The 22,518-nt window shown below is 69.9% G+C and carries 22 protein-coding genes; 18 read left to right on the top strand and 4 right to left on the bottom strand.

Going from position 1 to position 22,518, the window contains the following annotated elements; genetic code table 11:
* The first annotated feature begins 67 nt into the window (after positions 1–67).
* The 3 genes from ACP96_RS19280 to ACP96_RS12530 all read left to right on the top strand — a co-directional run bounded on the left by ACP96_RS19280 (position 68) and on the right by ACP96_RS12530 (position 3,587).
* Positions 68–226 (top strand): DUF7563 family protein, encoded by a 159-nt coding sequence (locus tag ACP96_RS19280; RefSeq protein WP_008002314.1) that lies wholly within the window; start codon positions 68–70, stop codon positions 224–226.
* Positions 227–366: 140 nt separating this feature from the next.
* Positions 367–2,211: a UvrD-helicase domain-containing protein gene (locus ACP96_RS12535; protein WP_050033535.1), complete on the top strand. Its 1,845-nt coding sequence runs from the start codon at positions 367–369 to the stop codon at positions 2,209–2,211.
* Complete coding sequence (locus ACP96_RS12530) at positions 2,208–3,587, top strand: M24 family metallopeptidase (RefSeq protein WP_050033534.1); 1,380 nt, start codon at positions 2,208–2,210, stop codon at positions 3,585–3,587. The genes ACP96_RS12535 and ACP96_RS12530 overlap by 4 nt, the downstream gene beginning before the upstream one ends.
* Positions 3,588–3,602: 15 nt before the next feature.
* Here ACP96_RS12530 and ACP96_RS12525 read toward each other — a convergent pair whose 3' ends face one another.
* Positions 3,603–3,947 (bottom strand): DUF7533 family protein, encoded by a 345-nt coding sequence (locus tag ACP96_RS12525; RefSeq protein WP_050026942.1) that lies wholly within the window; start codon positions 3,945–3,947, stop codon positions 3,603–3,605.
* 116 nt (positions 3,948–4,063) lie between these two features.
* Between ACP96_RS12525 and ACP96_RS12520 the strand changes: the two genes are divergently transcribed.
* Complete coding sequence (locus ACP96_RS12520) at positions 4,064–4,702, top strand: riboflavin synthase (protein WP_050026944.1); 639 nt, start codon at positions 4,064–4,066, stop codon at positions 4,700–4,702.
* A 697-nt stretch (positions 4,703–5,399) separates the two neighbouring features.
* Here the strand turns inward: ACP96_RS12520 and ACP96_RS12510 are convergent.
* Both ACP96_RS12510 and ACP96_RS12505 read right to left on the bottom strand, forming a co-directional pair.
* Positions 5,400–6,098, bottom strand: a complete 699-nt coding sequence (locus tag ACP96_RS12510) for a phosphoglycerol geranylgeranyltransferase (protein WP_050026949.1) — start codon at positions 6,096–6,098, stop codon at positions 5,400–5,402.
* A 74-nt stretch (positions 6,099–6,172) separates the two neighbouring features.
* The gene (locus tag ACP96_RS12505; protein WP_050033533.1) at positions 6,173–7,252 is read right to left on the bottom strand and encodes a tubulin/FtsZ family protein; all 1,080 of its coding nucleotides are present in this window, start codon (positions 7,250–7,252) and stop codon (positions 6,173–6,175) included.
* Positions 7,253–7,328: 76 nt separating this feature from the next.
* Here ACP96_RS12505 and ACP96_RS12500 point away from each other — a divergent pair, with 76 nt between their 5' ends.
* The 12 genes from ACP96_RS12500 (at position 7,329) to ACP96_RS19275 (ending at position 20,373) form a co-directional block, all read left to right on the top strand.
* Positions 7,329–8,129 (top strand): DUF7310 family coiled-coil domain-containing protein, encoded by an 801-nt coding sequence (locus ACP96_RS12500; protein ID WP_050026954.1) that lies wholly within the window; start codon positions 7,329–7,331, stop codon positions 8,127–8,129.
* Between the two features lie 44 nt (positions 8,130–8,173).
* Positions 8,174–8,644 carry a DUF7311 family protein gene (locus tag ACP96_RS12495; RefSeq protein WP_050026956.1) on the top strand — a complete coding sequence of 157 codons (471 nt, stop codon included), beginning with the start codon at positions 8,174–8,176 and terminating at the stop codon, positions 8,642–8,644.
* Between the two features lie 33 nt (positions 8,645–8,677).
* Positions 8,678–10,648: an ATPase, T2SS/T4P/T4SS family gene (locus ACP96_RS12490; protein ID WP_050033532.1), complete on the top strand. Its 1,971-nt coding sequence runs from the start codon at positions 8,678–8,680 to the stop codon at positions 10,646–10,648.
* Complete coding sequence (locus ACP96_RS12485) at positions 10,645–12,465, top strand: hypothetical protein (RefSeq protein ID WP_050033531.1); 1,821 nt, start codon at positions 10,645–10,647, stop codon at positions 12,463–12,465. Before ACP96_RS12490 ends, ACP96_RS12485 begins: the two co-directional genes overlap by 4 nt.
* Positions 12,466–12,534: 69 nt before the next feature.
* The gene (locus ACP96_RS12480; protein ID WP_050024605.1) at positions 12,535–13,023 is read left to right on the top strand and encodes a DUF7283 family protein; all 489 of its coding nucleotides are present in this window, start codon (positions 12,535–12,537) and stop codon (positions 13,021–13,023) included.
* A complete protein-coding gene (locus ACP96_RS12475; protein ID WP_050024607.1) occupies positions 13,004–13,444 on the top strand; it encodes a DUF7285 family protein in 441 nt (146 codons plus the stop codon). The genes ACP96_RS12480 and ACP96_RS12475 overlap by 20 nt, the downstream gene beginning before the upstream one ends.
* An 8-nt stretch (positions 13,445–13,452) precedes the next feature.
* Complete coding sequence (locus ACP96_RS12470) at positions 13,453–14,175, top strand: DUF7284 family protein (RefSeq protein ID WP_237561646.1); 723 nt, start codon at positions 13,453–13,455, stop codon at positions 14,173–14,175.
* Between the two features lie 2 nt (positions 14,176–14,177).
* Positions 14,178–17,471, top strand: a complete 3,294-nt coding sequence (locus tag ACP96_RS12465) for a DUF7286 family protein (protein WP_050033529.1) — start codon at positions 14,178–14,180, stop codon at positions 17,469–17,471.
* A 42-nt stretch (positions 17,472–17,513) separates the two neighbouring features.
* Positions 17,514–17,963, top strand: coding sequence for a DUF5791 family protein (locus ACP96_RS12460; RefSeq protein ID WP_050024611.1), 450 nt, complete (start codon positions 17,514–17,516; stop codon positions 17,961–17,963).
* Positions 17,960–18,865, top strand: a complete 906-nt coding sequence (locus ACP96_RS12455) for an SDR family oxidoreductase (RefSeq protein ID WP_050033528.1) — start codon at positions 17,960–17,962, stop codon at positions 18,863–18,865. The genes ACP96_RS12460 and ACP96_RS12455 overlap by 4 nt, the downstream gene beginning before the upstream one ends.
* 105 nt (positions 18,866–18,970) lie before the next feature.
* Complete coding sequence (locus ACP96_RS12450) at positions 18,971–20,146, top strand: DHH family phosphoesterase (RefSeq protein ID WP_050024613.1); 1,176 nt, start codon at positions 18,971–18,973, stop codon at positions 20,144–20,146.
* A gap of 83 nt (positions 20,147–20,229) precedes the next feature.
* Complete coding sequence (locus ACP96_RS19275; RefSeq protein WP_200895677.1) at positions 20,230–20,373, top strand: hypothetical protein; 144 nt, start codon at positions 20,230–20,232, stop codon at positions 20,371–20,373.
* Positions 20,374–20,432: 59 nt separating this feature from the next.
* Here the strand turns inward: ACP96_RS19275 and pan1 are convergent, their stop codons facing one another.
* Positions 20,433–21,650, bottom strand: coding sequence for a proteasome-activating nucleotidase Pan1 (pan1, locus tag ACP96_RS12445; protein WP_050024616.1), 1,218 nt, complete (start codon positions 21,648–21,650; stop codon positions 20,433–20,435).
* Positions 21,651–21,790: 140 nt separating this feature from the next.
* On the opposite strand from pan1, the gene ACP96_RS12440 reads away from it, so the two are divergent.
* Together ACP96_RS12440 and ACP96_RS12435 are read left to right on the top strand one after the other, a co-directional pair.
* A complete protein-coding gene (locus ACP96_RS12440; RefSeq protein ID WP_050024638.1) occupies positions 21,791–22,054 on the top strand; it encodes a MarR family transcriptional regulator in 264 nt (87 codons plus the stop codon).
* Positions 22,055–22,157: 103 nt separating this feature from the next.
* On the top strand, positions 22,158–22,484 hold the full coding sequence (locus ACP96_RS12435; protein ID WP_050033527.1) for a hypothetical protein: 327 nt from the start codon (positions 22,158–22,160) through the stop codon (positions 22,482–22,484).
* The last annotated feature ends 34 nt before the right edge of the window (positions 22,485–22,518 follow it).

Here is a 22,518-nt window from a genome sequence, read left to right as displayed (position 1 = left end):
GGTTAGCGGTTTTCTTTCGACTATATTGGGCGGCAGTATTATGAGGTATCAATCGATAGTGACGAGTATGCCGACCTGCCAGAACTGCGGTTCGTTCGTCACGACCGACTACGTTCGGGTATTCACGCCGAACGAGGTCGATCGGCCCCGAGTCTGTCCCGCCTGCGAGGACCTCGTCCGAGACGGCGCCGACGTGCGCGAGGCGCGGGCAACGCGAAGCAACTGAGCGCGACGAAGACCCGAAGACGGTTTATCAGCCACCATGTCGACGAGCCGATCGATAGCGCGGAAACGCCCCGATCCGGCGTTTGCTCCGGTACGGCCCGAGCCAAGGCGTTTAAGAAGAACCGGAATCAGGGATAGACAATGACCGATCCCACGGTGACGCGACTGTTCGGCGGTCCGGGCAGCGGGAAGACCACGGCGCTCCTGGACCGCGTCGAGGGGATCCTCGACGACGGGGACGCCGACGTTCGCGACGTGCTCGTCGTCTCGTACACGCGCGCGGCCGCCGCCGAGATACGCGAGCGCCTCGCCGAGCGGCTCGACATCTCCCCGCGCAGCCTCCAGGGGAACGTCTGTACCATGCACGCGAAGGCGTACGAGCTGCTCGACCTGTCGCGCGGCGACGTGGTCGGCGAGGACGACAAAGAGGAGTTCTGCGAGGAGTACGGCATCGAGTTCGAGGACCAGCACGGCGGCGCCGGGCGACGGACCGCGCGGTCGACGACGATCGGCAACAAGATCATCGCCACCTCGCAGTGGCTCCAGCGCACCGAGCGCGACGTGACCGACTGGTACGACGTGCCCTTCCAGTGGAACGTCGAGGAGGTCCGGCTCCCACCCGAGGAGGACCCCAACGCCCAGGAAGGGAACAAGTACACCCCGACGTGGCCCTCCGACGACGAGCGGATCGACATCCCGGAGACGATCCGGGCGTGGCGCGGCTACAAGGGTGACCACGACCTCGTCGGCTTCGCGGACATGCTCGAACGCGTCGCGCAGCGCTCGCTGGTACCGAACGTCGACTACCTGATCATCGACGAGTTTCAGGACATCACGACACTGCAGTACAACGTCTTCGAGGAGTGGAAACCGCACATGCGGAAGGTGCTCATCGCCGGCGACGACGACCAGGTCGTCTACGCGTGGCAGGGCGCCGACCCCGACCTCCTCTTAGACACCGAGGTCGACGAGGATGTGGTGCTCCCGAACTCCTACCGGCTCCCCTCCGAGATACTCAACGTCGTCAACGCGGAGATCCGCCACATCGACAAGCGACAGGAGAAGGACCTCCACCCCCGCAAGGAGGGCGGCACCGTCGAGGCGATCCAGTCGCCGTCGATGCTCGAGCTCGTCCGGAACGTCCGGTACACCGTCGAGGACGACGAGGGCAGCGTGATGTGTCTGTTCCGCGCGCGCTACCAGATGTTCGACTTCATCGACGAGTTCATCGATCACGGGATCCCGTTCACGATGCTGACCGACGGCCGGATGTGGACCGACCGCGTGCAGGACTACGTCAGCGCCATCGAGAAGGCCGAGGCCGGTGACTCCGTGAACGGACTCGAGGCCCGCCGGCTCGCAGACATGCTGCAGGACTCGGCGTTCGGCACCCACGAGCGCGACGAGTTCTACGACTTCCTCGACGACCGCGAAGAGGCGGCCGACGCCGACGACATCTCCCTGATCGAAGTGACGACCGACGAGCTCGACGAGTTCATCCCCTTCATGCCGGACACCGAGAGTGCCGACGACATGGTCAGGAAGGTGACGAGCTTCCAGCGGAAGTCGATGGGCGCGTACTTCAGCGGCGACTACGAGGGGGCGGACCCGACCCGCGTCCGCGTCGGCACGATCCACTCCGCGAAGGGCCGCGAGGCGGACCACGTGTTCGTCGCCACCGACCTCACCGAGAAGGTGGTCGAGCAGATGGCCGCCTCGCTCGACGATCCGACCGACGTGGACGGCGTCGAGGAGTTTACGAAGACGACGAGCCCGGTCCCCGTGCTCACCGACAACGAGCGCCGCGTGTTCTACGTCGGGATGTCCCGCGCACGCGAGCGGCTGGTGATCATGGAGAGCCTCATCAGCGGGGCGCCGACGCTCCCGATCAGCGTCCTGCTGTTCAACGAGCTCCGCGACGAGCCCCCGCAGGAACTCGTCGAGGAGGTGCAGGCGGAGCTGGCCGTCCCCGAGCCCGAGCCGTGAGCGACGGGAGCGACGACCCGGGTGCGGGCTCGCTCGACTCCGACCAACTCCCCCCGCTCCGCACCGACCTTGCCCCGATCGCCGAGGCGGTCGCGGCCGCCGACGCCGACGCGTTCGTCGCGGTCGGCGACCGGTTCGACGACGGCCTCCGGTATCTCACGCGGTTCGCGGGTCCGGACCGAACGTACGCGCTGGTGGTCGTCCCCGGCGACGCCGACGCCGCGGGTCGCGCCGTCCTCTGTGCGCCCTCGCTGTTCCGCGCGCAGGCCGAACGGGAGTTCGTCTCCGGTGCGCGCGACCGTGACGACGGTGACAGCGACGGCGCTGACGGCGACGGCGACCGCGAGTTCCACGACGGCGTCGCCCGCGAGGTACGGACCGAGCGCGCCGGCGACCACGCGGGCGAGCGCGCCGCGGCGGTCGTGCGCGATGTACTCGGTAGCGAAGGCGGGGACGGCAGCGAGGGCGACGACCGCACCCTCCTCGTCCCCCCGTCGATCCCGCACGACGCCGCGGTGTACCTCGAACGCGCCGGCAACGCGCTCGCGTCGACCGACGCGGTCGCGACCGCCCGAGCCCGGAAGACCGACGCCGAGATCGACCGCCTCCGCCGGGTCCAGCGCGCGGCGGTCGCGGGGATGGCGCGCGCCGAGGCCGTGTTGGCCGCGAGCGAGGTCGGCGGGGCGGAGACCGCGGGAGAGGCGGCGCCCGAGGGCGACTCGGAACCCGACCGCCGATCCGCCCTCCGCTGGGAAGGCGCACCCCTGACCACCGAGCGCCTGCGCCGAGCCGTGAACGCGACGCTCGCCGCCCACGGCGTCCGGGACGCGGGCGACACCGCGGTCGGCGCCGGCCCGTCGGCGGCCGACCTCCACTACCTCGGCGACGACCCGATCCGACCGGGCGAGACGGTGCTGATCGACGTCTCGCCGCGCGGCCCCGACGGCTACCGCGGCGACCTGGCCCGGACGTTCGTCCTCGACGGCGACGGCGGCTGGGAGCGGCGGGCGTCCCTCGCGGTCGAGTCGGCCCGGGAGGTCGCGCTCGGCGAGATCGAACCGGGCGCGACCGCCGCGAGCGTCCACGGCGAGGCCGCCGCCGAGCTCGGTGCGTACGGGTTCGACCCGAACGCGGGGGAGGGCGAGACCGGCTTCACCCACGGTACCGGTCACGGCGTCGGCGTGAGCCTCCACGAGTCGCCGTCGCTGTCGAGCGGGACGGAACTGCGGCCGGGTCACGTCGTGGCGGTCGAGCCGGGAGTGTACGACCCCGACGTGGGCGGCGTCCGGCTGGAAGACATCGTCGTCGTCACAGACGAGGGGTACGAGGTGCTTGCGGAGTACCCGTTCGGGATAATTCCGACCGAGCGGGAGTGAAGTCGGGGAGAACGCTCACTTCTCGACCGTGGTTACGTCCTCGGACGTCGCCTCGGTCTGATCCTTCTCGATCGCCGACTCCTCAGCCGAGTCCGCATCACCCGAAGCCACCTCATCGGGATCGAGAGCGAAGAGTCCGCGGAGCTGTCGGGGGAGCAGTCCGACGACCAGCCCCCGCAGAATCCGTCCCGGATCAAGGAAATACTGCGGGAGGACGACCATCGCGGCGGCGACGACGAGCAGGCCGACGCCGAACGCTATCTCGCCGGTAAATAGCCGATTAACGGCGAAAAGCCCGAGCGGGAGGGCGAAGATCAGCGATGCCGCCAGCCCGATCATGTCGGTCAGTCCGAGCCTCATTGCGACCGCGTTGGCTCCCGGGGGCCAAAAGGGGCGCGGCGTGGCCGGGGGTCGAGGGCGGTCCGAGATTCGGGCGAACACCGAACCGATATGTGTCGCGCGCGCCCAGTTCCGGTATGTTCACCGGCATCGTCGAGGACACCGGAACCGTCCGCGAGCGGACCGAGACCGAGGACGGGCTCCGGCTCCGGATCGCCGTCGACGGGTTCGACGACCTCCATCACGGCCAGTCGATCAGCGTCAGCGGCGTCTGTCTCACGGTCGAGGAGTACGGCAGCGGCGCGGACGCCGGCGGCGACGGCGCCAACAGCGGCGACGACGACCCCGACTGGTTCGAGGTGTTCCTCGCGAGCGAGACGGTCGCGAAGACGTACCTCGGCAAAGTCGTCGAGGGCGATGCCGTCAACGTCGAGCGCGCGATGCCCGCCGACGGCCGGTTCGACGGCCACGTCGTGCAGGGCCACGTCGACACCGTCGCCGAGGTGACGGCGATCGAGCGCGTCGGCGAGGACTGGCGGTTCACCTTCTCGATCCCGGAGGGGCACGAGGATTACCTCGTCGACAAGGGGTCGGTGACGCTCGACGGCATCTCGCTGACGGTCGCGGAGAAGCGGGGCGACGAGTTCGACGTCGCGATCATCCCCACGACCTACGAGCTGACGACGCTCTCGGAGAAGTCGGTCGGCGACCCGGTCCACCTCGAAGTGGACGTGATCGCGAAGTACGTCGAGAACATGGTCGAGGGGTACGCCTGAGGGCTGTTGCGCCGAGCGGGCGTATCGATACCTCTGGCTGTGCGACTGTGTGGCACCCGGGACGTGGCTGGGGAGGGTATCTTCGAAGCCCTAGTCGCTCGCCTATGAGTATCTGACCGCGGATTGGCGGTAAACACCTCTAAAGCCCCAGCCGCTCAGTGGTGTACGCGATCGACTCCTCTGCGGTGAACACCTTCAAAGCCCCAGCCGCGACGACTCGGAGGCCTTGCTGCGCGCCTCGCTCGCGTTGCTCGCTGCGGTGCTTACTGCGGCCGCCTTCGTCCTCGCGGCTGCCCCTTTGAGTCCCGCCCCGCAACCGCACCGCCGGAAGACGTTCCTGCTCGCTTCGCTGCGCAGGCTGCGACTTCCGTGCTCCCGCTCGCGTTGCTCGCGGGACCGCAGCCTCACGCCTCCCCAGCCTCGTCGGTGGTCCTCCGCTTCGCTTCGGACCACCGACTCCCTCGCGCGGTGCTGTTCGCGCCCTTCGGGCGCTCACAGGCACGCGCCGACCACATCGTCGGCCCACACAGTCCAGCAGATCGGCAGTCTCCTCCGTACAGAGCATCCGCGAGCGGAGCGAGCGGTTCACCGACGGCGAGGCGAACGCCTCGCCGTCGGCTTTTTCCCTCCAGGTTTTTCGAGGAGCGGTTCCCGAAGCGAACGAAGTGAGCGAGGGAACCCGACGAGAAAAAGGTGGTTAGGCGTCCTTCGCGCCCTTCACCGTCTCGCGGACTGCGTCGACGCCCTCGTCGTGGAGCAGGTCGCCGACGACGATCACGTCGCTGTGGGCGGCCATCTCGTTGGCCGACTCGTAGCCGTGGATCCCGCCGCCGTAGAAGAGGGTGGCCTCGTCGAGCGCGTCGTGGGCGGCCGCGACCTTCTCCGTGTCACCGAACATGCCAGAGTACTCGACGTAGACGATTTCCTGGCCGAACATGCGCTCGGCTACCTTCGCGTAGGCCTCCACGTCGTCGGCGCTGAGGTCGCAGTCGGCCTCGGTCAGCTGGGCGACCGACGCCTCGGGGTTCATCACGATGTACGCCTCGGTGTGCGTCCGGTCCCAGTCGAGGTCGTCGATGCGGACCCACTCCTTGTGCGCGCCGGTGATCCAGAACGGGCCGCCGGCGTTGAATACGGTCGGGATCAGGTAGCCGTCGAGGGCGGGCGAGTCGATGACGACGCCCGGGTTCGACGGCTCCTGGTAGAGCGGCACGTCGTACTCGGCGGCGGCGTCGACGACGCGGGTCATCTTCTCCGCGGTGACGTCGAGGGTCCCGCCGATCTCGATCGCGTCGGTCCCGGTCCGGCAGACGTCCTCGAAGGTGTCGTCCCCGTGCAGCTCCTTGTCGGGATCGACCTTCAGCACGTGGTCCCAGTCGTCCCACGGGTTGTTCATCGGAACCGACTCCACCGTCAGGAACCAAAAAGGTGCGGAACCTGTCTCGCGAGCGGGCGGCTTGGGAGACGAGACTACAGCAGGTCGTCGAGCTCGTCGTTCCGGAACGCGTCGGCGGCGTCGGGCTGTTCCTCCGGCTCGTCCCGGACAGCCTGTCGCGCGCGTTCGAGGAACTCCTCGACGCGGCGCGAGCGCTCGACGCCGCCGAGGAGGACCAAGGCGGCCACCCGATCGGAGTCCAACGGAAAGTCGCCGCCCCGCACCTGCATCGACCCGGTCTCCTTTTGGAGCCACTTTCGCGCCTTCTCCGCGCCCTTCCGGGAGATTCGGTCGGGGTCGCCCGCGATGGCGACGAGCGCGGCGTCGGCCTCGGTCGCGTTCGGGAGCGACATCCCCGTCATCACCGCGCTCCGGACCGCGCTCATCACGGTCGTGACATTCTCCTCGGCGTCCTCGGCCGCAGGCGCGGACGCGAAGCCGACCGCGGCCATGCCGCCGGCGCGCAGCGTGTTGATCACCTCGCTCGTGTCGACGACCGACTCCGCGACGCCCTCGACCGACTCGCCGGCCGCGAGCAGGAGCCCGATCCGCTTGGCCATCGAGGCGTTGATCGCCGCGTAGCCGCCCTCGACCGACTCGCCGGAGGAGCGCCACGCGTCGTTGTCGAGCAGGATCGTCGCGTCCGCCTCGTGGACGAGCGTCTTCAGCGAGCGTCCGGCGTTCACCTGATACATCGCGCCCTCGTCGCGGCCGGGGAGGATCCCGATGGCGTACACGGGCACGTCATACACGCGGCTCAGCTCGCGGACGAGCACGGGCGCGCCGCCGGAACCGGTGCCGCCGCCGAGCCCCGCGACCACGAACAGTGCCTCCGCGTCGGCGTTCACCTTCGGCGCGAGTGCGTCAAGCACCTCGATAGAGTCCTCTTCCATCACCTCGGCGCCGAGCTCGTTGTCGCCGCCGACGCCGTGACCGTTCACCCGGGACTGGCCGACGAGGACCGTGTCGAGCGGGAGTGGTTCGAGGTCCGCCGACGCCGTGTTCACCGCGAGCGCGTCGAGCACTGCACCGTAGCCGGCGTCGGCGTCGAACTCGGCGAGCGCGGTCGTGAGCTTCCCGCCCGCCTGTCCGACGCCGAGGAGGACCGCTTTCATGATCGTTATCTAACCGATCCCGTGATAATACCTTTTCCCCTGATGTTTAAGTGGAGAACCGCGGCCAGTCGGCCTCGTGACCGACGACACTCGCGACCGCGACCGACCGTTCGTCGACGCCGGAGAGTCGCCGGAGCCGACGAGCGGCGAGGAAGCGGAACGATCCACGGCCTTCGATCGAACCGATCGGGCGGCGGCTGGGACGACCGAAACGGCCGGAACGCCAGAGGCGACGCGACCGGCGCCGGAGCAGCCGACCGCCGCGGACCCGGACAGAAAAGCGGACGAAGACGCGAGTAACAGTTCGAGCGTCGGACGGAACAGAGACCGAGTCGAGGAACGACTCCGCGCGGTCGAGCGAGCGCTCACCGAGACCGACGACGCGGTCGCCGACCTCGGCGACGAAGCGGCCGCGAGCGCGGAGCGAGAGGAACTGGCGACGCGGCTCGGCGATCTCGAAGCACGTATCGAGGAGCTAGAGGCCGCGACACAAGCGATCCGAGGATACGTCGGATCGATCCGATCCGTGAATCAAGCGGTCGAGCGCCGGGCCGACCTCGCGCTCGCGAGGGCAAGCGAGAACGTCGCCTCGACCGCTGACGGCGACGGATTCGCGGGCGGAGAAACGGCTGGGGGTGGCGAGACGGTCCACGACGACGAGACGATTCCGAGCGGCGGAGCGACCGAGAAAGAGGCGCGCGACGCCGGCGTGCCGAGCGAGGCCGCCCTCGACGCCGCAGTTCCGTCGGAACGACGCCGGGGAAACGGGGCGGGGTTGCCGTCCGGATCCGCGGTCGAGCGCCCCGAAGCGGACAGCGAGAGAGCGAACGAATCGTGGCGCGCCGGCGCGTTGGATCGGCTCCGTGAGTCGCTGTAACCCGTGAGTCACTGTAACCGGCGGCGTGTCGCGCGAATGAACTTGTGATCCGCGTCGTTCTCACGGTCCTGGTCGCCGTCGCGCTCCTCGCCGTCTCGATGCCGGCGCTGGAGGACGCTCGAACCGCTACGACCGCCGAGCAACTCGGAACCGAGTCGGACCGTGTCGAGCGAGCGATTGGCGGGCTCGCCTCCGGGTCGATGAGCGTCTCGGATCCGTCGCTCGCCGCCCGGACGACCGTGACGGTCCGCGCGCCGGGCGGCATCACCGCGGCACCGATCCACCGGCTCGCGCTGATCCAGCCAGATCGGTCGGGGAACGGGTCCGGCGCCGCTCTTCGGTATCGGATCGACGGCCGCCGCGACCGGACCCTCCCGATCGGTCCTGATGCGACGGCAGCGACCGTCGAGGTCGTCGACGGACCGATCGCGCTCCGGACGCGCGGCGAGAGTCACCTCAAGCTCCGTCTCGTCGACGACGGCGGTCCGACCGTCAAAGTAGAGCGGGTCGGATGAGGGTTTATAATCGATGCCGCGGGCACGCCCGCCATGAGCTTCGATCTCCCCTCGCTGTCGCGGCTCGAGGGCGACGACGCGCCGCTGCGGTCGCTCCCGTGGATCGACGGCGACGAGGACGGCTGTCGGTGCGACCCGTCCTTCAGAGAACCGGCCGGGACTGGGGTCGACGACCGAGTCGTTCTCGCGGTCGACGCCGACGACTGTCCGGGACGCGGTGACCTCGCCGCGAGCCCCGCCTGTCTCGCGACCGTTATAGAGGCGCTGACGGAGCGCGACGCCGACGTGGTTCGGACGCGCCACGCGGGTCGAGAGCGGACCTACGCCGGTCGAGCCGCGGCGTGTCTGATCGCGGCCGGACGGTTCCGCGAGCGGATCGAGTTCCACGAGACGCGGCTCGCGGAGCACGTGACTCGAGAGCCGATCGCGGCGGCGCGGGAGGCGAGCGGTCGCGAGGGGCCACCGAAACGGATCGCCGCGGAGACCGGTCTGGCCGAAATCGTCGCGGGCTCGGAGGAGGCCGGCGACGTGTTGCGGGCGCACGCTGGCCCGACGGTCGCGGCCACGCGCGTCGCGTCGGCACCGCCGCCGGACGCGGCGCTCGTCGATCGATGGAAGATCGAGACCGGCGCGACGGTGCGGCTGTACGAGGGGGCGGGGGCGCTGCGGACGTACCACCTCACGCCCCCCTCGACGCGGCTCGACGACGAGGCCGTCGAGCGGCTCGCCGCCGCCAAAGACCGGCTGCTTGACGACCCGACCGGCGGCGACCGAGCGCCGGGGCGAGCGGTGCGAGCGGTCGCGGCGGCTGACGACCCCGTCTCGACGCTAGTCGACGTGCTCCGCCGACACACCCGCGGGTACGGTGCGTTCGAGCACGTTTTCGCCGACGATCGCGTGAGCGACGCGACGCTGTCGGCACCCGTCGCCGAGAATCCGCTTCGGGTCGTCGTCGACGGAGAACGCTGTCGCACCAATGTCAGGCTGCCGCCCGAAGGCGCGGCGACGTTGGCGTCTCGACTCCGACGGACGAGCGGGAGAGGGTTCTCCCGCGCGAGCCCGACGCTCGACGCGACGATCGAGGCCGAAGCCGGTCGCGTTCGGGTCGCGGCGACGGCTGACCCCGCCAGCGACGGTCTCTCCTTCACGTTCCGTCGCGGTGACCCGGACGCGTGGACCCTCGCGCGGCTCGTGGACGTCGAGACGATCACGCCGACGGCCGCCGGACTTCTTTCCGTGGCGGTCGAACGAGGCGTGACCGCGCTCGTCGCCGGCGGCCGCGGCGCGGGGAAGACGACCGCGCTCGGGTCGCTCCTCTGGGAGCTGCCGGCTGAGACCCGCTCGATACTGATCGAGGACACACCGGAGCTACCGGCCGAGGCGGTGACCGCAGCCGGACGCGACACGCAGCGGCTCCGCGTGGGCGACGGCGCGGAGCCGTCGCCGAGCGAGGCGGTTCGGACCGCGCTCCGGCTCGGCGGCGGCGCGATCGTCGTCGGCGAGGTCCGCGGTGAGGAGGCCGCGGCGCTGTACGAGGCGATGCGCGTCGGCGCGGCCGGCGAGGCGGTGCTCGGGACGATCCACGGCGAGGACCCCGACGCGGTCCGAGAGCGGGTCGTCAGCGACCTCGGCGTCTCTCCCTCCTCGTTCGCCGCGACCGACCTGATCGTTGTGCTCGACGACCACCGCGTCGAGACGATCGCCGAGGTCGTCAGCCACGACGGCAGGTCCTCGTTCGAGTCGCTGTTCGAGCGAACCGAGAGAGGGGTGGACCCTACCGGTCGGATCGACCGCGGCGAGAGCCGGATCGTCGAGTCGCTCGCAGAGGCAGGCGAGTCGTACGCGGCCGTCAGGGATGCCATCGATCGACGGGGAGAGCGCATCGGGGAAGCGGCGAGAGTCGGCCGGATCGCTCCGGAATGCTACGTCGACCGCGACGGAGACAGCCAGGAGAGAGACGGCGGCGGGCAAAGGATCAACGGATTTGGCGGTGGCGAGCGATGACCGGCCCAGACGGCGATTTCGACGGTGCGCCGCAGCGCGGTACAGCGAACGGCAATGAGGGATCGGCGGAACTCCGTCGCGCGGTCGCGTTCCTCGAATGGGACGCGACAAGCGCGCGAGTGATCGAAGCGGGCTACCGGGCCGGCGCGGGAGTTGCCCTCGTCTTCGCCGTCGTCGTCGCGTTCGTCTCCGGACCCGTTCCAGGGGTGCTATTCGGGTTGGCTGGCGGTCTGTGCGCCACACACGCCGTCCACCGCGGACCGGTGTGGCTCGCGTCGCTCCGGCGGACCAGAGCCCTCGGGGCCGCACCGGGACTCGTCGGACGGCTCGTGTTGCGGATGCGGTTGGACCCGTCGACGGAGCGCGCCGTTCGATTCGCTGCACGGACCGGTGACGGCCCGCTCGCAGACGGCCTCGCGCGCCGCGAACGAGCGAACGCCGACGGGCCGACCAGCGGACTCAGAGCGTTCGCCCGCGAGTGGCGACCGTGGTTCCCAGCGATCGACCGTGCGGCTGCGCTCGTCCGGACGGCGGCGTCGGCGCCGCCGGAACGACGTGGACGGTGTCTGGATCGAGCGCTCGACGCGACGATCGCCGGAACGACCGACCGGCTCGCCGCCTTCGTCGGCGAGGTTCGCGGCCCGGTCTCGGCGCTGTACGCCTTCGGGGTGTTGCTCCCGCTCGCGTTCATCGCCCTCCTTCCGGCAGCCGCCGCGGCGGGCGTCCCGATCGGTCCCGGTGTCATCGCGGCACTGTATCTCGGCGTGTTGCCGGCAGGGTTGCTCGCGGCGGCGGCGTGGCTGCTCTCCCGTCGTCCGGTCGCGTTCGCGCCGCCGAACATCGACGGGGACCACCCGGACGTCCCGGAGAGGGGTATCCACGCCGCGGTCGCCGGGCTGGGGACCGGAGGCGTCGCCGCCGTCGTCGCGGCGCGGTTCGTCGCCGAGTGGACCGCGCCGGTCGCGGGAGTCGGAGTCGGAGCCGGCGTCGCGCTGTTCGTCGCCGTCCGGCACCGCAGAGCGGTACTGTCGAACGTCCGTGCCGTCGAGCGCACGCTCCCGGACGCGATGACGGTGATCGGCGGCGACGTGGCCGAGGGTGTCGCCGTCGAGAGTGCGATCGCGAACGCCGGCGAACGGCTCGACGGCGCCACCGGAGAGCTGTTCGAGCGCGCCGGACAACGGAGCGACACGCTCCGCGTCGGCGTCCGGGAGGCGTTCCTCGGTCGGGGTGGGCCGGCGGTTCCGGTGCCGTCCCCGCGGGTTCGCGGCGCTGTCGCGCTGCTCGCCGTCGCCGCGCGAGAGGGACGACCGGCGGGCGATGTACTGCTCGAACTCGCCGACCAGTTGGAGGACCTCCGCGAGCTCGAGAGCGACGCGCGGCGGCAGCTCGCGACCGTGACGGGAACGCTGACGAACACCGCGGCGGTGTTCGCGCCGCTCGTCGGCGGGGCGACGGTCGCGCTCGCTACCGGAATCGACTCGGTCGACGCCGGTGGGCTCGGCGCCGGAGCGACGGCCGGTGCGGACGCGCTCGGTGTTGGCGGTGCCGGCGGCACCGGTGCTACCGGCGGTGAGACGGTGGGATCTCCCGGCGAATCGACCCCGGGATCGAACGGCGGGGCGCTTTCGGTGCCGGTGCTCGGGCGGATTGTCGGCGCATACGTGTTGATTCTCGCGGCGCTGCTCACCGCGCTCGCGACCGGACTCGAACGCGGATTCGACCGGACACTCGTCGCCTATCGGATCGGGATCGCGCTCCCGACCGCGGCCGCGACGTACCTCGTCGCGTTCCTCGGCGCCGGACTGCTGCTGTAGCGAGACGAGGGGCCCTCCGACGATCCGTTGGAGCGATCCTTTAAGTTAGAAGCCGCGGCCAGCCGCCCCATGTTCGAGGCCCACCTCGACGCCACGTATGCGTGGCTCGGCTTAGCGCTAGTGAGCGTCGCGACCGCCGGCGTCGCCGCCGCACTCCCGGCCTCCCCGCCGCCGGACGCGGATGGCGTCGCGCACACGATCGACTCGGTCGCGGACGGCGAGCATCCTGCGACGGCGGAACACGGACTCGCCGCGAACCGCATCCGTCTCACTGAACGGTCCGTCGCGCTCGACGACGGCAGCGGAACCGCGCGGGCGCCGATCCATGCGCCGCGGATAACACCAGTCCCGAAGGGACGTGAAAGGGATCCCGACGGCGACGGGCTCCGCCGAATTCTCGGCGGTGTCCCGCCGGACGCGGCGTTCGACGACCCCGAGGCGTTCGCGGCTGCCGCCGAGCGCTCCCGGGCGACGGACCACGAGTGGCGTCCCGCGCCGGATCAGTTGACCGTGAGACGCGTTCACTACGGAGGAGTTCATGTCACACTGGTCGGGTGAGGGCCTCCTCCGCGGGGCGGAGAGTGAGAACCGCGCCGCGGTCGAGCCGATCGCTGCCCTCGTCGCCGTGCTCGCAGTCGGCGCGGCGCTGGGGTTGTACGTGGTCGCGCTCGACGATGCCGCGCCAGAGCGGGAGCGTCCGACCGCCGAAGCGACACTCGATCGCGTCGAACCGACCGTGACGACGGGCGGCGTCGTCAATCCGGAACGGTTGCGGGGCGTCGACGAGTTCCGATACGCCGCGACCGTCGAGATCGAGGCCGACGGCGAGACGTGGACTGTCCGTTCCGGCGACGAGGCGCCGTCGGTGGAGACAGCACGGGATTCGGACGCAATCGCGGTCTCTGAGCGACCGGTAACGGTCGGTGTCGGACCGGGACGGAACGTCCGCGGAACGCTCCGAGCGGTGGTGTATCGGTGACGAGTACCGTGCTCGACGTGACGGTGCTGCTCCTCTGCGTCTCCGCGAGCGTCGTGGCGCTCGGCGCGGCCGACCGCGACCGCGGGGCGGTGGGGCCCGAAGCCAGCGAGGTCGGCGATCTGATCGCGACGGAGACGGTGACCGTGACGTACGCGTCGGCCGAGGCACCGAACGGAACACGGACAGTCCATGCGACGCACGCCGAGCTACTGGCGTTGGTGGCAGCCGAAGACGGAGGAGACCGTGGAGAAAACGCGCCGAGAGAGGCGTTCGAGTCCGAAGCGTTGGCGGCCATCGATCGGAGGATCGGACCGCGGACGCGGATCGACGCGGAGGTAGAGTTGAAAGGATCGGACGGGCCCGCGGACGAAACTGAAGGCGCATCGGAGGCGGCCTCAATAGACGCCGTAACCGGATCGCCGCGCAGGGCGCCGAACAGGTCTGCGGCGCCGATCGGGCCGAGAAGATGGAGATTCGGCTCGGACGGATTCGTTCGAGATCCGGCCGGTGCAATAGGGAGAGGCGTCCCGTGGCGACTGGATCGCAAAGAATTCGGCGACAGAAGCTCCGAAACGAAGGTTTCGACGGCCGAATCCGAATTGCCGAAGCCGATCACCGTCGGAAGCGATCCGCCGCGAGGCGCCGACGTCACCGCCACGGTGATCACGCAGCCGGCTCCGAACGACTCTAAGCCGGTCGAGACAGTCAGAATCGTGATCAGGAGGTGGTAAGCGTGGAAAGGTGTTTACCGGGCGAACGCGCGTCCGACTCCCGATCGCGGTGTCGATCCTTCACCGTCGACAAGCGCGCACGAGTCCCGTTCGCGCTGATCGGCGTGCTCCTTCTAGTGACGAGTTCGACGTACGCTGCGGGGATTGCGGATCAGGGACTCATCGGGGAAGACCGGAGCGTGGAACGCGCCGTCGAGCGCGTCGACGCTGACTCGACCGCCGCGCTCAGAGCCGCTGCGCGTCAGGCCGCACACGACGCGGCCGCAGAGCCGGTGACGCGGGCGCCGAACGAGGCGGCCGCCGGCCCGAGAGGCAGACAGGGAGCGACGGCGGTCAGGAGCGGCTCAGCCTTCGAAGACGCGTTCCGGATCCGACTCGCGCTCGCCGGCACCGAGGCGCTGTCAGCCGTCGAGACAGAAGTGGGCGGCGTAGCGGCGACAGCGTCGCTGCCGGTAGTAGACGACCCGAGCGAACTGGCGGCAGCGCGCGATCGAGTCCGCGTCGAACCCGTCGAAAATGGGACGGCGACACGCGTAACGTTCGAGGACGTGGAAACGACCGCGACGCGGAACGGACGCACCGTCGTCGACCGAGCGGAGGACAGGACCGTTGTGGTGGGCGTACCGACGCTCGCAGCGCACGAGCGGACAGAGCGGTTCGAGAAACGACTCAATCGGGGGCCAGTCGAGGGGCCGGGGTTGGGTCGCCAGCTCACCGCGAGCCTCTACCCGATGACGTGGGCGCGCGGATACGGACAATATGCGGGTGCGCCGGTCGAGAACGTGCTCGCGAACCGCCACGTGGAGCTGTCGACGAACGCGGGGATCGTCCGGACGCAGCGCGACGTGTTCGGCGCGAGCGATCCGAACGCGCGCGGCGGAGTGGCGCGCGCGACGGCACGGACCGGCGTCACTGACCTGCTCAAGCCGACCGGCGTCGACGAGGGATCGTGGACCGAGGCCGTTCTCGACACGCCGACGCCGGGAGAGGCCAGTTCGGGAAAGCGAGACACCCCGAGCGAGAGCGACGACCCCGACGGTCGGTCGAACGAGGACGCCGCGTTCGATTTCGGGTCGGACCGAATGGACGAGCGGACTTCGGTCCCGATCGGCCATGCGGCCGACGAGGGAGCGGCGCGTATCTACGACGATCTGGACACGATCATCGACGGCACGTACCGGGTCGAAGCGAGCGTCGAGACGTCGACGACGCAAGTGGTCGACGGCGGACGCCCGAGGCCGACCTCACCTTCGGGATCCACGACGACCGGCGATTGGGACCGCGTCGACCTGACGCGGACGGAGCGGGCGCCGGTCGCCTCCGGAGCAGGCGTGCCGGAGGGCGTTCCATCGGGAACGGTCAACCCCGGCGAGCACGTCTCGTTCGGCACCGCGACCCGTGAGGCGACCGTCGAGCGCGTCGCGGTCGCGGAGTGGAAGCGGGTAACGATCGAACGCGGCCCGAACGGAAGCGTTGTCGACAGGGAGGTCCACCGGGCGACCACGCGAGACGCGGTGACCGACCGCTACCGGGTTCGGGTGTCGGTGTCGGGAGAGCACGCCCCGACCGACGGAGCACCCGACCGCGCCGCCGCGACGTTCGGCGCGGGCGGCGCAACCGAGGGACCGGACCTGCGTGACGCGCCGCCGGCCGCACGGGCCGATTTCGAGGTCGATACCGAACGAGGTGTTGACCGGATCGCCGAGGACGCGGTCGACGGCGGAGAAGTGACGCGCTCGACGACCGTCGTCGGGTCCCGCTCGTCGGCCGATCGGGACGCCGTCGCGGCCGACGTGGCCGCACTCGCGAGCGACGTGCGCGATATCGAGACCGAGGCGTCGATGGAGGACGCGGCAGTTGGCAAGGCGGAGCCGTACGCCGACCTCGCGGACGTGCTTCGCGACCGACGCGCGGAGCTCATCGATCCTCCGGCGACGTACGACGGTGCCGTCGATCGGGCCGGAACCGCTGCCTGCGCCGCGTACCTCGACGCAGTGATCGACGAGCTCGAGGCGGCCGCAGACGACCGCGAGCGCACGACAGACGGGTTTCTCGACCGAGTGAACGGTGCGTTCGACGGCCCAGACGTGGGCGACGTTATCGCCAGCCGCGAGGCTGCCCGCGACCCCGGAACGTACACGGTCGGCGAGGACGGACTCGGCGGAGCGGTGACGTTCGCACCGAACGGCTCACCGGGGTATCTGCCACGGACGACCGTCGACGGGAAGGCCGTCGACGGCGTGAACGGAACGACGACCCGACCGCTCGCGGTTCGCAACGTGAACTACGTCACCGTGCCGTATGGCGAGGTATCGAGCGGCGTCGTCGATCGAATCCTCGGCACGGAGGACACGGTGCGGATCCGGACCGCCGGCCGGTCGCTCCTCTTGGCGAACGAGGCGCTGGCGTCCGGCGGCGACCCCGACCTGCGAGCGGACCGGGACGCGCTCGCGCGGCAGATAGACGGGTCGCTAGATGAGGTGGACAGGGAACTCCGAACGACGCTCCGCGTCCGGACCTCGCTCTCGCGCGACGAGCGCCGCAGGGCGCTCGACAAGGCCGCCGCGAGCTACGGTTCGACGGGCGAACGCGCGGTCGCCGTCGGGGACGGGTCCTATCCGGAGCGAGTCGCCGCCGAGGCCGCGAGCGCCGGGTCGCTGCCGAGCGCGGCTGAGAAGGCGCTTGCCGCACATCTGCGCGTTACGACCCGAACCGCGGCCGGAAGAGATGCGGTTCGTGTCCCGACCCGATTCGTCGACCAGACGACGAGCGGCGCGCGGGTGCTGCTCAGAGACCGGATGGAGAAGGCGATCGAAGCCCGGGCGGCGCGGGCCGGCGACGCGGCCGCCGAGAAGGCGAGCGAGAAGGCGACGGAAGAGTTGGGCGAGAAGTGGGCGCTGAAGCCCGCCCGAACCGTGGGTGCTGGGCTCCCGGTGGCCCCCGTTCCCGGATATTGGGTGACGACGGTGAACGCGTGGCGCGTGCAGGTCCGCGGAGAGTACCCGCGGTTCGCGCTGCGCGCCGACGTGGGAGCGCCCGGAGAGCGCTTCGCGTACGTCCGGAGCGAGGGCGACGTGACTGTCGATGTCGGCGGGGAGACGGTTCGGATGGGCCAAACGGAGTCAGTCGCGTTCGAGACCGGGACGGTGATCGTCGTCGCGGTCCCGGCCGGCCCGCCCGGCGTCGGCGACGTAGACGGAACCCGCGACGAGCGGTCGGGAGGATGGCCGTGTCCCGGGGCGATGGGGGAGTCGCCGCCGAACGGAGATGGCGAAAGAGCGTGTGCGGATCCGTGACCCGACCGCAGCCGTTTTGAGACGCGACGACCGAGGGAGAGCATGTTTCACGAGGTCGTCGCCGACGCGGAGGCGGGAGCCGAGAGCGAGTCGGACGAGGTGACCGCGGCGGCGCTGCTCGCGTCGTTCGAGACACTGGTGAGCGAGGCGGCCGCGGAGATCGGACGTGACCGGCTCGTCGAGAAGACGGGGATCGATGGATCCGCCGTCGACGCCGCTATCGAGGGCGACGCCGCGGGGCTTCGACTCGAAGACGGGGCGGCGATCGTCGCCGCGCCGACCGACCGCGACGGCGACGCGGTCGTCGCCGAAGTCCGCGATCACCTGCTGATGGGAATGGCGACAGCGGTGCTCGACGTCGACGCGATCGCCGCCGCGATCGACGCGGACCTCACGGGACAGGAGGTCCAGCAGGCGCTGGAGGGCCGCGCACCGATGACGCTCGGCCAGCTCGCGGAGATCATGGCGGTCATCGAGCGGAGGAAGCCATGAGGGTCGTCATTGTTGGCTGCGGCTACGTCGGCCTCGAACTCGCTCGGCAGCTCGCCGAGCGCGGCCATACCGTGACGGGAGTCCGGCGGTCGGACGAGGGACTGGACGCGATCGAGTCGGGCGGGGCGGGCCAAGTGGAGGCCGTCCGCGCGGACGCGACCGATCCGGCGTCGCTCGGCGCGCTCCCCGACGCGGACGCGGTCGTGTTCGCGGCCAGTTCCGGCGGTCGCGGCGCCGCGGCCGCCCGAGAGGTGTACGTCGACGGCCTCCGAAACGTGATCGAGGCGTACGGGTCGCGATCGGCGACGCCGGACAGGCTCGTCTACACCTCGTCGACGGGCGTGTACGGCGACCACGACGGCGCGTGGGTCGACGAGGAGACGCCGATCGAGCCCACAACCGAGAAGACCCGCGTCCTCGCCGAGGCGGAGCGGACCGCGCTAGAGACGTCGACCGAGTTCGGGATCGACGGAACGGTCGCGCGCTTCGCGGGGCTGTACGGTCCCGACCGCTACCGACTTGACCGCTACATCGACGGGCCGGTCACGGCCGGCTACCTCAACATGGTTCACCGCGACGACGCCGCCGGAGCGGTCCGATACCTCCTCGAAGCGGACCGCGTCCGCGGCGACGCCGTTCTCGTCGTCGACGACGAGCCGGCCGACAAGCACGCGTTCGCCGACTGGCTGGCCGACGCGTGCGGCGTGCCGCGGCCAGAGAAACAGTCGAAGGAGGACCGCATCGCGACCGGCGACCTCTCCGCGGCAGCCGAACGGCGGATCCGGACCAGCAAGCGCTGCTCGAACGACCGCCTGCGGGCGCTCGGCTATGAGTTCGCCTACCCGACCTTCCGCGAGGGGTACCGCGACGCGGTGCGGGCGTTCCGGGCGGCAAAGCGGTAATCCGGGCGACCGCCGCGACCGGTCTGGCCGGGGCCGTCACGCCGTTGCCGGCGGGTCGAAACAGTAACGAACCTTGATGTACCGGGAGCGAGTCGACGGGCACGTATGTGGTCTCCGAGTGCGGTTGACGACCGGCTCTCGCAGGCGGAGACGATGGCGCGGGAGAGCCCGGAGCTCGTCGTCGCGGTTGCGGTCGTCGCGCTCGTCGCGCTCGTCGGCGCGTACGTGCTGTTCCGCGCTCGCAGGGCGCCAGGCGTCAGGTTCCGGCGGCTATTGGCCGAGCACGACGAGATCGCGGTGCTAATGCATCCGAATCCGGACCCGGACGCGATGTCGGCGGCGCTCGGCGTCGCGTCGCTCGCGGAGCAGCTCGACGTCGACGCGACGGTCCAGTACCCCGGACAGATCCGACATCAGGAGAACCGGGCGTTCCGCACGGTACTCGATCTGGACTTAGAGCCGATCGAACACGTGAGTGACCTCGCCGCCGAGTCGGTCGTGCTGGTCGATCACAACGAGCCGCGTGGGTTCGCCGGTGCCGACGGCGTCCTCCCGCTCGCAGTCGTCGATCACCACCCCGGCGACGGCGCCGGGAAGGCGTTCACCGACGTGCGAACCGACTACGGTGCGACGGCCTCGGTGGTCGCGGAGTACTTCCAGCAGAACAGCGCGACCCCGATCCCTCCGGACAAACACGCCAGCGAGACGGACAGCGACCTCAACCTTCCCACCAACACGGCGACCGGGCTCCTATACGGGATCCTCACCGACACGAAACACCTCACCGTCGGCGCGAGCGAACCCGACTTCGCGGCCGCGGCGTACGTGTACCCGGGCGTCGATCAGGACCGGCTCGACCGGATCGCCAACCCGGCGGTCGACGCGGAGGTGCTGGAGGTGAAGGCGCGGGCCATCGCGGGCCGCCGGATCGAGGGGTCGTTCGCGGTCGCCGACGTCGGGGGCGTGAACAACGTCGATGCGATCCCGCAAGCGGCCGACGAGCTGATCCAGCTCGAGGGGGTCAGCGCCGTTGTGGTCATCGGCGAACGCGACGGAACGGTCCACCTTTCCGGGCGATCCCGGGACGACCGCGTCCACATGGGCAACGCCATCGACTCGGTCCTGTCCGACCGCGACAACGGAAACGGCGGCGGTCATTCACGGATGGGGGGCGGGACGATCGGCCCGACGGTCGACCCGACCGGCGACGAGGAGCCGGAGAGCGTGGACCGCGACGCACTCGCTGACGACCTGTTCCGCGCGCTGGCGGGCGACGTGTGAGCGTGGGGCGGCCGGCGGAAGGGAGGAACCTGGCGGGCAGAGCGGCCACCGATACTTAAGTCGACGGCGGCGAAGCCACGAGTATGAGTTCCGACATCTCGCTACGGAGCCTACCCGACGACGGGTGGCGCGCGCTCGCCGGCGTCGGCGTCGGCTATGCGATCGCGACCGGACTGATCTTCGCGATCCTCTTCGTCGCGCCGTACCTGGTTCTACGGGCACTGTAGCGACTCGCGGCGATCGGTGTGACCGAATGAACGGCGAAAATCGGGGGTAACGAGCCGAATCAGGCGAACGCCAGCGAGTCGTCGGCGCCGGTCTCCTCGTCCTGCTGGAGCTTCTCGTGAGCCCCGAGGAAGTCGTCGAGGGTGACCTCTGTACGGTCGTCGCGGATCGCGAACATCCCGGCCTCCGTGCAGATGGCCTTGATGTCGGCGCCGGACGCCTCCGGCGTCATCTCGGCGAGCTCGGCGAAGTCGATGTCGCTCGCGAGGTTCATCTTCCGAGTGTGGATCTGGAAGATGATCTCGCGGCCCTCGGTGCCCGGCTTGGGCACCTCGATAAGGCGGTCGAAGCGGCCCGGCCGGAGAATGGCGGGATCGAGCATGTCGAAGCGGTTCGTCGCAGCGATGATCCGGACCTCACCGCGCTCGTCGAAGCCGTCCATCTCCGAGAGCAGCTGCATCATCGTGCGCTGGACCTCGGCGTCGCCCGAGGTCTTCGAGTCCGTCCGCTTCGAGGCGATCGCGTCGATCTCGTCGATGAAGAGGACGGCGGGCTGGTTCTCTCGCGCGACCTCGAACAGGTCCCGGACCAGCTTCGCGCCCTCGCCGATGAACTTGTGGACGAGCTCGGAGCCGGCCATCTTGATGAACGTCGCGTCCGTCTCGTTGGCGACGGCCTTCGCGAGCATCGTCTTGCCCGTCCCCGGCGGGCCGTACAGCAGCACGCCGCTCGGGGGCGTGATTCCCACGTCCTCGAACATGTCGGGGTGTTCGAGCGGCATCTCGACGGTCTCGCGGACCTCCTGCATCTGGTCTTCGAGCCCGCCGATGTCGGCGTAGGTGACGTCGGGGGAGTGTTCAACCTGCATCACGCGGGCGCGCACGTCCGTCTCCTTCTCGAGCTTCTTGACGACGGACAGCGAGTTGTTCACCGCGACCCGGTCGTCCGGGTCGAGCTTCTTCCGCATCTCCGCGGTGATCTCGGTGAGCGCCTCTTGGTTGTTCCCGTGCTGTTTGATGACGGCGCCGTCGGGCGTGACCTCCTGGACCGTCGCCACGAACAGCGGGGACTGCTTCAGTTTCTTGTTCTCGTGAGTGAGCCGCTCGAGCTTCTGCTGATACTTGTTGTTCTCGGCGTTCGCGTCGAGGAGCTTGTCGCGCATCTCCTCATTTTGCGACTCGAGCACGTCGAGCTCCTCTTGGAGAGACTCGATCTTTTCCTGTCTCGACGCCGACCCCTCGTCGTAGGGCAGCTCGACGTCGTCGACGGTGTCAGTCATTGTGCGTAATAAGGCGTCTCGCGGGTAAGAGGTTTCGGGTGGGGGAGAGATAGCGGGGTGCATCCGCCCAGAGAATGCCCGTTGGTAATTAAATAGGATAGTAAATATTATCTAACGGCATGAACAAGGAGGAGTCACGCATGAGTGCCACCGACGCCGTCACCGCCGATGAGGACATCGCGGATCGCTGGAGCGCCGTCCGAGACCTGCCGCCGAGCGCGAAGCTCGTCGCGAAGGTCCTCGACTACAACGACACCCTCACGCAGAGCGAGCTCGCCGAGGAGACTCTGCTTCCGCCTCGAACCGTCAGATACGCGCTCTCGCGGCTGGAAGAAGAGGACGTCGTCGACTCCCGATTCTCCTTCGCCGACGCTCGGAAGCGGCTGTACACGCTGTCGGTGTAGGAGACCGATCTCGGACCGAGCACGTCCTTCTCGTTCCCGTTTCCGTCCCTCCTCACCTTCTCTCAGGGCCGTCCCTTATGAGCGATAGCGACCCAGTCCGCCCATGGTCTCGACCGCCGCCGTCAAGCGGGCGCTCTCCGCACTGGCGAGCCGCACCGACACCGCGACTCGACCTGCCGTCGCCGTGATCGACGAGGCCGACGCCGCGCGGGCCGATCTCCGGCGAGCGGCAGAGTTCGTCGACGCCGACGGCCTCGATCGGCTGGACGAGGCGATCGCGGCCGCCGAGCACGCGGGAAACGAAGGCGCCGCAAAGCGAGGGCGCGAAGCGCGCGCCGCGTTCCGCCGGTTTCGCGCGGTCGCCGCCGACAGCGACTTGGGCGGCGGTGGCGACTGCGGCGGCGACGACGGTGACGAGAGGTCCAAGTAACCCACCGGACCACTTCCACCCCGCCCCCGGAACC

Source organism: Halorubrum halophilum (assembly GCF_000739595.1).
Taxonomy (GTDB): domain Archaea; phylum Halobacteriota; class Halobacteria; order Halobacteriales; family Haloferacaceae; genus Halorubrum; species Halorubrum halophilum.
This window is presented reverse-complemented; position numbering and strand designations above follow the sequence as displayed.